Genomic DNA, 11,960 nt, shown 5'->3' with positions numbered 1-11,960 from the left:
AACTGATTGACGTTTTTCGGCTAAAAAGGTATAATTAGATAAGATTTGGAAAATTTAGACACAATAGGCCGGACAGGAGAGAACTTATGATCGCATTAAAGGCCGAGGACGTAAAGTCCTTTACATCCCGACTGTTTATAAAGGAGGATTTTGATTCCTTCTGGGTGCGGGAGGTGAATATCGTTACATACAATAGTTTTACCATGGATGGACATATCAGATCCGGGTATTATACAGAAGAGGAGCGGGAGGAGCAAAGGATCGGGGAGTTTTCTTCCTGGAGACAGCTGCGCCCGTTTTGTTTTTCTCTTATCAAAGGAAAAAAGCTGCCTGAAAGCTTTAAGATCGTACTGCAGCTTCCGGCCGGACAGACAGAGCGTTTTGCTTCGAAAAGCGGCACCGGAATAAGCGGGGATCAGATCCAGGGACTGTATCTGAATATCCGGTATGAAGAAGGGGAATTATACTGTATTACGGGAACCGCACTTAAATTTTTTACTCTGGACAAGGCCCTGGAGGTTCAGTGGGATGAGTCTGTGAGGGAGTTTTTCCGTTCCCGTCAGATTCCGTGCACACAGGAAGGGGTAAATTAGCAGAGCGAAAAATCGAAAGCATATGAGGGACAAGCTCTTAAAACAGGGAAGGGAGCAATATGGATAAGACAAAGCTGATGAAGAAACTGGATGAACTGACTGCTTTGGCAGCAGCTCATGACAAACGTCTTGAGATGACCCAGGTGTTAGACTGCTTTGCAGATGAAGCAGTAACGCCGGAGGAAATGGAAGATGTATATGCCAGACTGGAAAAGCGGGGCGTACAGATTCTGGCAGAAGAGGGAACGGATACATCTGAGGATGAAGGACTTCTTCTGGAAGAAGATGGGGATGATTCTGAGGATACCGTATCAGAACTGATAAACAGCAAATACCGCTGGAACAGGGAGGATTCCGAGACAGATGATGAGGATTTTTCTCCATCTGCGGACAATGATGAGGAAGATGAGGAAAATTCTCACGAACAGCTGTTAGAGGGCGTAGCCAGTACGGATCCGATCCGGGAATATTTAAAGGAAATCGGCTCCATTCCTCTTCTTACCCAGGAGCAGGAGCAGGAATTGGCAAAACGCAAGGCCTTAGGAGACCTGCATGCAGGCCAGAAGCTGGTAGAGGCCAATCTCAGGCTGGTAGTCAGCATTGCAAAGCGCTATACAGGCCGCGGGATGAGCTTTCTGGATCTGGTCCAGGAGGGAAATATCGGCCTGATGAAAGCGGTGGAAAAGTTTGATTATACAAAGGGCTACCGTCTCAGCACCTACGCTACCTGGTGGGTAAAACAGTCTGTAACAAGAGCGCTGGCGGATCAGTCCAGAACTATCCGTCTTCCTGTTCACATGGTAGAAGCTGTAAACCGGGTGCGCAGGGCTCAGAGGATGCTGGCAGTGCGGCTGGGCCGGGAACCTTCCAATGAGGAGATCGGGAAAGAGATAGGAATGTCGGAAAAGAGGGTCACAGAGCTGATGCAGTCTTCCGGCGACACAGTATCTTTAGAGACGCCGGTGGGTGATGAGGACGGTTCCAATCTGGGAGATTTTGTGGCAGACGATGCTAACGCATCCACAGAGGAAAAGGCTGAGAGCGTATTTTTAAGAGAAGAAATCGATCAGATGCTCCAGGGTCTAAACCCCAGAGAGCGGGAGGTCATTATCCTGCGCTTTGGCCTGGAATCGGGCCATCCCATGACACTGGAGGAAGTGGGAAAGCGGTTTAAGGTTACCAGAGAACGTATCCGCCAGATTGAAACGGCGGCTTTAAGAAAACTGAGAAATCCGTCCAGGAGCAGGAAAATAAGGGATTTTCTTCCCTAGAAACTAAAAGATTTTGCTAGCACTCATTTCGAATGAGTGCTAATTTTTTGTTGACATTTCTCCAAAGTGGTACTACAATGTAATTTATGAGCAGATAAAATAAAGGGATATTTCCAGAACCACTTTGGAAGTCCCAGACCATATGAGTTTCAGAAAAGAAAAATCAAAAGAAAGAGGCGCATATTATGGCAAAGAAAGGCAGTTTATCTATTACAAGCGAGAACATTTTCCCTGTGATCAAAAAGTGGCTTTATTCCGATCACGATATCTTTTACCGCGAGCTGATCAGCAATGGCTGCGACGCGATCACCAAGCTTAAAAAGCTGGAGCTGATGGGCGAGTACGAAAAGCCTGAGGATGTGGAGTATAAGATCCAGGTCAGCGTAAACCCCAATGAAAAGACCATTACCATCAGGGATAATGGCCTTGGCATGACGGAGGAAGAGATTGACAAATATATTAACCAGATCGCATTTTCCGGCGTTCAGGACTTCATGGAGAAGTACAAGGACAAGGCAAATGAAGACCAGATCATCGGTCATTTCGGTCTGGGCTTTTATTCCGCATTTATGGTGGCAGATAAGGTTACCATTGATTCCTTATCCTATCAGAAGGATGCAAAGCCGGTGCACTGGGAGTCTGAAGGCGGCATTGACTATGAGATGACAGAGGGAGAAAAGGCAGAGGTTGGTACGACCATTGTTTTATACCTCAACGAGGACAGCACCGAGTTCTCCAACGAGTACCGTGCAAGAGAGGTTATTGAGAAATACTGTGCTTTCATGCCTGTAAGCATTTTCCTGGAGAATGAGACCGCAGAGCCTCAGTATGATACCATCGAAAAGGACGAACTGACCGAAAAGGATACGGTAGTTGAGACTGTTATCGAGCCTGCAAAGACCGAGGAGAAGGAAAAGGAGGACGGTACCAAGGAAACCGTGGAGATCGAGCCGTCCAGAGAAAAATATAAGATTTTAAGGCGTCCTGTAGCGTTAAATGACACCAATCCTCTGTGGAATAAGCATCCCAACGAGTGTACAGAGGAGCAGTATAAGGATTTCTACCGCAAGGTATTCAGAGATTACAAGGAGCCATTATTCTGGATCCACCTGAACATGGATTATCCCTTTAACTTAAAGGGTATTCTGTACTTCCCGAAGATCAACATGGAGTACGAGAGCATCGAGGGAACCATTAAGCTGTATAATAACCAGGTATTTATCGCAGATAATATCAAGGAAGTAATCCCTGAGTTCTTAATGCTGTTAAAGGGTGTGATCGACTGTCCGGATCTTCCGTTAAACGTATCCAGAAGCGCCCTGCAGAACGACGGCTTTGTAAAGAAGATTTCCGATTATATTACAAAGAAGGTAGCGGACAAGCTGTCCGGTATGTGCAAGACAGACCGTGAGACCTATGAGAAATACTGGGATGATATTGCTCCCTTCATCAAGTTCGGCTATATCAAGGATGAGAAGTTTGCAGATAAGATGGGCGACTATATCCTGTATAAGAACCTGGAGGGCAAGTATCTGACCTTACAGGACTGCCTGGATGAGAATAAGGAAAAGCATGAAAATACCATTTTCTATGTAACCGACGAAAAGGAGCAGAGCCAGTATATCAACCTCTTTAAGGAGGAAGGGATCGATGCTGTTATCATGCCGGCTGCCATTGACAATCCGTTTATCAGCCATGTGGAGCAGAAGAAAGAGGGCGTGAAGTTCCTGCGTATTGATACGGACTTAAACGCTTCCTTTAAGGAGGAAGTAAAAGAGGATGACGAGGAATTTAAGAAGTCCTCTGAGGAGCTGACCGAGGTATTTAAGAAAGCTTTAAATAATGATAAGCTGGATATCAAGGTTGAAAAGATGAAGAATGCAGGCATTGCATCCATGATCACCGTATCCGAAGAAACAAGAAGAATGCAGGATATGATGAAGATGTACAACATGGGCGGAATGGATATGGGCATGTTCGGCGGAATGGGAGAAACCCTGGTGCTTAATGCCAACCATCCTCTGGTTAAGTATGTGCTTGAAAATAAAGAAGGAGAACATACTGCCGCCATCTGTGAGCAGCTTTACGATCTGGCAAGTCTTTCCCACGGAGCCCTTTCTCCTGAACGAATGACAAAGTTTGTCAGCCGCAGCAATGAGATTATGATGATTATGGCTGGACAGAAGACAGAATAAAGAGTAAAATAAGAATACGGCAGAGGCTGTGAGAAGCTCTGCAGGGGAAGCCGGTGCAGCGGTCTGCATCGGCTTTTTTGGATTTACGGAGAATACGGGAGGAAAGATCATTGATAAAAAAACGTTTTTTGAAGACAATACAGGGCGTCTGCCTGGGAGCAGCGCTCTCACTTTCTGGTGCGTTTGGGGTATTTGCAGAGCCTTTGGGACTCAGCACCATTGATGGGCAGATCATTACCAGCCGTATGGGTGGTTTTCAGGCCCAGGTTCCGGCTTCCTATCAGGTAGACCACATGGGAGGCGGCTGGGAAATATCCAGGCAGCTGGTAGCCCAGATGAAAACATCGGATCAGATGCAGATTGATTTTGCTGCATCCATGGTAAATGAGACGGATAAGACTTATATTGTAAATATGGGATTTGTGATGCCGGCAGATGATGGAACGGGGATTCCCTTCAGTGTGGAAACCTTAAAAGCAGAGATGATACAGTCCGGTCTGGATGAGACCATGACCCAGAGCGGTATGATTACCCTGGGAACAAAGGAATATGAATATCTGAAGGTGAATTATGGAAAACTCATGGCCGACTCCATGAAGGATTATATGAATACGGCAGAACTCACAGAGGGGCAGAAGGCGACAGTGCAGAACTACATCAGCCAGATGGAAAAGATGCTGGTAAATGATTTCTACATCCGCCAGGAAGGAGACAGGATCTATGTGATCTGCCAGACGTATTCTGCAGACCAGGCAGCAGAGGCAGCCGCATTTCTTGATTGTCTGCAGCCCTACAGCGGGATCGAGGGCTGGGAGTATTCCGAAGACGGAGGCTGGAAGTATCGTCTTGCAGACGGAAGCTTTGCAAAGGACTGCTGGAAGCAGGATGAGTTTGGACTGACCTATCGTCTGGACGGAGAAGGAAAGATCTTGTACAGCAGCTGGATTAAAGAAGCAGATGGCTGGAAATATGTGGATGAGTACGGTCATATGGTTACTTCTGTAACGAAGAGCATTGACGGGGTGGAGTATACCTTTGGCGCAGACGGTTACATGAAAGAGGGGAGTGAACGGGCTGCTGCAGAATTTACACTGGGAACCTTGGAGGGCAATCATTACCGGAATGAATGGGCAGACCTGGAGCTGACCTTCCCTGAGGCGGCGACGGTTTTAAAGGGCGATGGAAGCAGCAGGACATATGCTCTCGTAGGCGGAGAACATGTAGATGTGGATGATCCGGAATTAAGTTATCGCGTGACACTTGATTTTATAGATGCGGAAGCAGAACTTGACCGGTATATGGAGGCGCTGAGGGAATACGAAAGCACAGGAGGGTATCAGGTGGATCGTTTTGAAACCGTGGAGCTGGGAGGCCATACCTGGCGTTCATGCTTAAGTTCCACCCGGTTTTCTGACGGTACTTCCCATCACTCGGACTGGTATGTGCGCCAGATCGAGGGCAGGTTTGTAATCCTTCACTTTGATTATTATGAGGAACTGAAAAGCCAGGCAGACCAGGTATATCAGAGCATCAGGGCTGCGGGGCGTTAAGGGGATCCGCTCATTCCGCCGTTCTGTGTGTCCGGGTATTGCATTTTGCAGAGTATGCTGTTATAATAAGTAGTAATCAAAACTATGTGTTGAGGAAATGACATAGTATGTTTGGAGGATAGGATTATGACGTATAAGATCATTGGAGACAGCTGTCTGGATCTGACAGAGGAATTAAAAAAGGATCCGGGATTTCAGATGATTCCCCTGACCCTTCAGGTGGGGAATGTTCAGGTGATAGATGACGAAACCTTTGATCAGAGCGCATTCATAGAGATGGTAAAGGCCTGCCCGGAGTGTCCCAAGACGGCCTGCCCTTCGCCGGAGAGCTTTAAAAAGGCATATGAGGAGGCAGATGCGGACGCAGTATTTGTGATCACCCTTTCCAACCATCTGAGCGGCAGCTATAATTCTGCCGTGCTGGCAAAGGAGCTGTATGAGGAGGAAAAGAAGGAAGCCGGTGAGCCGGTGACAAAGAAGATTGCTGTGATCGATTCCCTTTCTGCCTCCTCAGGAGAACTGGATCAGGCGCTTTATATCCGGGATCTGTGTGAACAGGGGCTGGATTTTGAGACAGTTGCAGAAATGGCAGAGGCTTACAGCCACAGGATGAAGACCTACTTCGTACTGGAGACTCTGGATACGCTGCGTAAGAACGGCCGTCTGTCCGGGCTTCAGGCTTTTTTTGCTACGGCTCTTAACATTAAGCCTGTGATGGGAGCAGAAGAAGGCGTGATTATCAAGCTGGATCAGGCAAGAGGAATCAATAAGGCGCTGCAGCGCATGTGCGATATTGCAGTCAAGGAGGCGGGGGATACATCTGGAAAACGGGTTGTGATCTGCCATGTAAACCATCAGGAACGCGCTCTGTATGTAAAGGCAGAGCTGGAAAAACGGGCTTCCTTTAAGGAAATCGTGATTACTGAGGCTGCGGGAGTGGCCACCGTTTATGCAAATGACGGCGGTATTATCTTAGCGATGTAGAACAGGATATATGGATGAATAAAAAAAGATGGATTGGGGCTGCTGCGGTATTCTTTGGACTGCTGTTGGCAGCCCTTGGAGTATTTATTTTAGGCTTTACGGATCGGGCAGATGATGAGAGAGAGATGGAGATAAGGCAGGCAGAAACAGCGGCAAAACCGGAGATTTATATTGAACATGATCCTCTGGCAGAAGAGCAGGAGCTGGGGATGGAGGAAACGGAGGCTTCTGAGGAAGACTCCGCTTCCGGAGATGAACCAGTACGGATGGTATTTGCAGGAGATATCCTTCTTTCTGACCATGTATTAAATGCCTATGAAAAATCAGGCAGTCTGTCTGGAGTGCTGGATCCCGGTTTCCAGTCTGTGATCCATGAAAGTGATATTTTTATGGCAAATCAGGAGTTTCCTTTCAGCAATCGGGGGACAGCGGCAGAGGATAAGCAGTTTACCTTCCGGCTTCCGCCTGAGAGGGTGAGGATTTTCCAGGAACTGGGGCTTGACCTTGTGACCCTGGCAAATAACCATGCGCTTGATTTTGGTATGGACGCCCTTCTGGATACCTGCGATACCCTGGATCAGGCCGGGATTTACCATGTGGGAGCCGGAAGGAATCTGGAAGAGGCCTGCAAACCGGTAATTATTACAGAAAAAGGGGAAAGTATAGGCTTTTTAGGCGCTTCCCGTGTAATCCCGGTGGGCTCCTGGAATGCCTCTGCTTCTAAGCCTGGGATGCTTACTACCTATGATCCGTCCCTTCTTTTGGAGCAGATTGATCATTTAAAGGAAACCTGCGATTATGTGGTTGTCTATGTGCACTGGGGGATTGAGAAAAAGGACCGGCCGGAGGAGTACCAGCGCTCTCTGGGAAAGCAGTATATTGACGCCGGGGCGGATCTGGTCATCGGAAGCCATCCCCATGTGCTTCAGGGAATCGAATACTATAAGGGAAAGCCCATTGTATATAGTCTGGGAAATTTCATCTTCGGAAGCAGTATTCCAAAAACAGCCCTGCTTGCAGCAGAGTGGGACGGGGAAACCACCCGGCTTTCCCTGATTCCTGGAACTTCCTCGGCAGGCTATACCAGGATGCTTACAGATGAAAAAGGGAAAGCCGAATTTTATGACTACATGACAGGGCTGTCCTTTGGCGCGGCGGTGGATGAAAACGGACGGGTAAGCGAAATACGTCCGGAGGAGCCATTGCAGCAGGATCCGTCACTGCAGCCGGACGAACCGTAACATGGGGACAGGCTGCATTTGCGCCGTCCCTGCCAGGTTCCCCGCTCCTTAAAACGGCGGGAAAGGGTGTTTAACACACGCTTTTTGTCCGCGCTCCATAAGGGTGCGATTAACAGGCTTTTGGGGCCGTCTCCGGTGAGTCGGTGGATGGTAAGTTCCGGCGGAAGCAGCTCCACACAATCGATTACAAAATCAATATATTCTTCCATGGAGAAGACCGGAAAAGGATCAGACTGGTACATAGCTGCCAGATCGGTTCCTTTTAATACATGCAGGAGCTGGAGCTTGATCCCGTCAATGGGGCGGTCTGCCAGCCAGGCGATGGTTTCGGTCATACGTTCCCTGGATTCTCCGGGAAGTCCTAAAATTACATGGACGATCACCGTAAGTCCTGCGACTTTCAGTTTTTTTAAAGCTTCTTCAAACACAGAAAGCGCATATCCCCGGCGGATCAGCCGGGCGGTATCTTCGTGGATGGTCTGCAGCCCCAGTTCTACCCAGACAGGCTTTATGCGGTTTAAACTGGATAAAAGAGCGATGGTTTCATCCGGCAGGCAGTCGGGCCGGGTGGCGATGGATAGGGCCGCAATTTCCGGATGGGAAATGGCTCTGGAAAACAGCTGGGACAGATAATCAGTGGAGGCATAGGTGTTGGTAAAGGACTGAAAATAGGCAATGTAATCGGCGCTGCCGTCTGCTGGAGGCATTTTCCTGCGGATCCGTTCCTTTGCAGCTTCAATCTGTCTCCATACATCGCCTCCTAAAGGCGCGGCAAAGTCTCCGGATCCACCCTCGCTGCAGAAAATGCAGCCTCGGCTGCCGCAGGTGCCGTCCCGGTTGGGGCAGGTCATGCCGCCGTCTAAGGAGAGCTTGTAAAGTTTGCGCCCAAAGGTATGTTTTAATTCATAATCCAGAGAGTGGTATGGCTTTCCATTCCAGTCGGGTATTATCATGGGAGTACATCCTTTCTGTAAAAGTTTGTATCATGGTATTATATCAGAAATACGGAGTGTGTCCAGAAAATTGTATAAATACAGGAAAATATTGTATTGAAGGAGGATGCTTTTTTGTGATACACTGTTTTCATAGGGTTCGGAGCCCTCAGGAGATATGTATTTGAATGAAAGAAGGAGAGGTAAAGCAGGGATGAATGTAAAAGATACCATCGGACTTTTAAAGAGTGAAAAAGCCTCTGCACTCATGGCAGAGCTTTATGGAAGAGAAGGAGCGGCTGAGAATGAGACCCGCTATGAAAAGGTTCTTACAGGCTTTGAACAGACATTTGGCGACAGGGAAAATATTCTTCTGTTCTCATCACCGGGCCGTACGGAAATCAGCGGAAACCATACAGACCATAACCATGGAAAGGTACTTGCAGGCAGCATTAACCTGGACTGCGTAGGTGCGGCTGCTGTTAATTATTCTAATCTGGTCCATATCATCAGCGAAACCTATGATCAGGATATCACCATTGATTTAAACCAGTTGGAGCCAAGCGCAAAAAAAGCAGGAACTACTGATCTGATCAAGGGTCTGTTAAAAGGGTTTAAGGAAGCAGGCTACAGCATCGGCGGTTTTGACGCCTATGTGACCAGCAATGTGATCAGCGCTGCAGGCGTGAGTTCATCCGCTTCCTTTGAGATGCTTTTATGTTCCATGCTGAATACATTTTTCAACGAGAGCCGCATGGACAGCGTAGCTTATGCCCATATCGGAAAATATTCTGAGAATATTTACTGGGATAAGGCATCCGGACTTTTAGATCAGATGGCCTGCGCCGTGGGCGGTCTGATCACCATTGACTTTACAGAACCTGCGGTTCCTGAGGTAGAAAAGATCAACTTTGACTTTGAATCTCAGGATCACAGCCTGATCATTGTGCAGACTGGAAAGGGCCATGCAGATTTAAGCGCAGATTATTCTTCGGTTCCCAACGAGATGAAAAAGGTGGCTCAGTTCTTCGGGAAAGAGGTACTTTCCCAGGTGACGGAGGAACAGGTGATTGAAAAGCTGAGCGAGGTAAGAAGCTTTGCAGGTGACCGTTCTGTGCTCCGCGCTCTCCATTTCTTTGAAGAAAACAAGAGAGTGGAAGAGGAAGTAAAGGCCTTAAAGGAAGGAAACTTTGAGAAGTTCCTTAAAAATATCACCGCTTCCGGCAATTCTTCCTGGAAATGGCTTCAGAACTGCTTTACAAACAGTGCTGTTCAGGAGCAGGGAATTACCATTGCGCTGGCTCTTACAGAGCTTTTTATCGCAGAAAAGCAGAGGGGCGCCTGCAGAGTTCATGGAGGCGGTTTTGCAGGCGTCATTATGGCTATGCTGCCAAATGGCCTGACAGATGAGTATATCCGCTATATCGAGGGCTGTCTGGGGGAGGGTTGCGCTTACAGAATGAGTATCCGTCCATACGGAGCAGTCTGCATTAATGAACTGCTGAAATAAGATAATATAAAAACCGGCTTTCTGCCCCATATCAGGCGGTACAGACTGATATGGGGGAAAGCCGGTTTTTATTCGTATTTCATCATTTTCTGTGATAAGTATCAAGAAGCTGATTTTTCATATGCCACAGTTCATTGGACAGATCCACATGAACCTTGTGGGGATTTACAAGACGCTTGGACTCGTCCCACAGGGTATCCAGTTCCTTTTTGCAGTAAGCCTGGATGTCCATTACCTTTGGAGTTTCGTATACGCAGGTTCCGTTTAGGAAAACAGGGACAAGGAGCTCACGCATGGTATAGGTTCTGGGAGCGAGGAGTGTTTTTTTCCATGTCTCAATGGGATCAAAGAGAAGGAGCGAATTGTTAGTGTCGAATTTCTCATCCACCAGGCAGATGAGATCAGCGATAATCTTTCCGGTTTCTTTTTCGTAAATCCGCTGGATCGTCTTGTTGCCGGGGTTGGTAATTTTTTCCGCATTCTCAGAGAGCTTGATCTTGGGAATAAATTCGCCGGTGGTTTTGTCCTTTACCGCAGCCAGCTTATAAACGCCTCCGAAGGAAGGGCAGTCCTTTGCGGTGATCAGGTTGGTTCCCACTCCCCAAGAATTGATGGCAGCTCCCTGCATCTTTAGGCTGTCAATGAGATATTCGTCAAGGTCATTGGAAGCAGAGATAACCGCATCCGGAAAGCCGGCTTCATCCAGCATTTTTTTCGCTTTTTTGGAAAGATAGGCCAGATCGCCGCTGTCTAAGCGGATGCCGTAAAAGGTAAGGGGGATTCCTTCTTCACGCATTTCTTTAAATACCCGGATGGCGTTTGGAATACCGGAATTTAAGGTATCGTAGGTGTCTACCAGAAGGATGCAGGCAGACGGATAGAGCTTTGCATAGGTACGGAAGGCGGTAAGTTCATCCGGGAAGCTCATGATCCAGCTGTGAGCATGGGTGCCCTTTACAGGTACGTCAAACATTTTTCCGCAGAGCACATTGGAGGTGCCGATGCAGCCTGCGATCATGGCGGCTCTTGCCCCATAGGTGCCGGCGTCCGGCCCCTGGGCACGGCGCAGTCCAAATTCCATCACGCCGTCGCCCTTGGCGGCATAGACGATGCGCTCTGTTTTAGTGGCGATCAGGCTCTGGTGATTGATGATATTAAGAAGGGCTGTTTCTACCAGCTGTGCCTGCATGATCGGGGCGGTCACCTTTACAAGAGGTTCTCTGGGGAAAACAACCGTACCTTCAGGAATGGCATAGATATCACCCGTAAAACGGAAGTCCCGGAGATATTCCAGAAAGTCTTCTTCAAAGATTCCTACGCTTCTGAGATATGCGATATCGCTTTTATCGAAATGAAGATCCCTGATATATTCAATCACCTGATCCAGTCCGGCGCAGACGGCAAACCCGTTTCCGTGCGGATTGTTCCGGTAAAACATATCGAAAATGACGGTTTCATTGGCGTCTTTTTCTTTAAAATATCCCTGCATCATGGTAAGTTCATACAGGTCTGTCAGCAGTGTAAGATTTCTGTGATCCATAAGGTTTTCCTCCCTGGTATGTCCCCGTCTTCCCTTAAGGGCCGGCGGAAGGCTGTAAGTTAATTGACAGTAGTATAGCATAAATTTTACAAAAGGAAAACGAAATGTTAAAAATATAACGATTCTGTCCGTATGGTGAAATGG

Annotated in this window: 9 protein-coding genes; 7 read left to right on the top strand and 2 right to left on the bottom strand. The window is 47.8% G+C overall.

Annotation, left to right across the window (positions count from 1 at the left end; translation table 11 throughout):
* Positions 1-86: 86 nt before the first annotated feature.
* The 6 genes from WKT10_RS10065 to WKT10_RS10040 all read left to right on the top strand — a co-directional run bounded on the left by WKT10_RS10065 (position 87) and on the right by WKT10_RS10040 (position 7,834).
* Positions 87-593 carry a DUF5721 family protein gene (locus WKT10_RS10065; RefSeq protein ID WP_066549209.1) on the top strand — a complete coding sequence of 169 codons (507 nt, stop codon included), beginning with the start codon at positions 87-89 and terminating at the stop codon, positions 591-593.
* 59 nt (positions 594-652) lie between these two features.
* A complete protein-coding gene (locus WKT10_RS10060) occupies positions 653-1,864 on the top strand; it encodes a sigma-70 family RNA polymerase sigma factor (RefSeq protein ID WP_066549208.1) in 1,212 nt (403 codons plus the stop codon).
* A gap of 185 nt (positions 1,865-2,049) precedes the next feature.
* Positions 2,050-4,059, top strand: coding sequence for a molecular chaperone HtpG (gene htpG, locus WKT10_RS10055; RefSeq protein ID WP_317439835.1), 2,010 nt, complete (start codon positions 2,050-2,052; stop codon positions 4,057-4,059).
* 110 nt (positions 4,060-4,169) lie between these two features.
* Positions 4,170-5,609 (top strand): hypothetical protein, encoded by a 1,440-nt coding sequence (locus tag WKT10_RS10050; protein ID WP_340276984.1) that lies wholly within the window; start codon positions 4,170-4,172, stop codon positions 5,607-5,609.
* Positions 5,610-5,735: 126 nt separating this feature from the next.
* Positions 5,736-6,593, top strand: a complete 858-nt coding sequence (locus WKT10_RS10045; protein WP_337433904.1) for a DegV family protein — start codon at positions 5,736-5,738, stop codon at positions 6,591-6,593.
* 14 nt (positions 6,594-6,607) lie between these two features.
* The gene (locus WKT10_RS10040; RefSeq protein WP_340276982.1) at positions 6,608-7,834 is read left to right on the top strand and encodes a CapA family protein; all 1,227 of its coding nucleotides are present in this window, start codon (positions 6,608-6,610) and stop codon (positions 7,832-7,834) included.
* Here WKT10_RS10040 and WKT10_RS10035 read toward each other — a convergent pair.
* Positions 7,720-8,787 carry a TIGR01212 family radical SAM protein gene (locus WKT10_RS10035; RefSeq protein ID WP_340276980.1) on the bottom strand — a complete coding sequence of 356 codons (1,068 nt, stop codon included), beginning with the start codon at positions 8,785-8,787 and terminating at the stop codon, positions 7,720-7,722. The genes WKT10_RS10040 and WKT10_RS10035 overlap by 115 nt on opposite strands.
* Before the next feature lie 193 nt (positions 8,788-8,980).
* On the opposite strand from WKT10_RS10035, the gene WKT10_RS10030 reads away from it, so the two are divergent.
* Positions 8,981-10,276 carry a galactokinase gene (locus WKT10_RS10030; protein ID WP_340277080.1) on the top strand — a complete coding sequence of 432 codons (1,296 nt, stop codon included), beginning with the start codon at positions 8,981-8,983 and terminating at the stop codon, positions 10,274-10,276.
* A gap of 82 nt (positions 10,277-10,358) precedes the next feature.
* Here the strand turns inward: WKT10_RS10030 and WKT10_RS10025 are convergent, their stop codons facing one another.
* On the bottom strand, positions 10,359-11,816 hold the full coding sequence (locus WKT10_RS10025) for a nicotinate phosphoribosyltransferase (RefSeq protein WP_066549201.1): 1,458 nt from the start codon (positions 11,814-11,816) through the stop codon (positions 10,359-10,361).
* Between the last annotated feature and the right edge of the window lie 144 nt (positions 11,817-11,960).

The sequence above is a fragment of the Enterocloster sp. HCN-30185 genome, from assembly GCF_037890305.1.
Lineage (GTDB): Bacteria > Bacillota > Clostridia > Lachnospirales > Lachnospiraceae > Enterocloster.
Note: the sequence above shows the minus strand (reverse complement) of the source record. Positions and strands in the feature narration are given on the sequence as shown.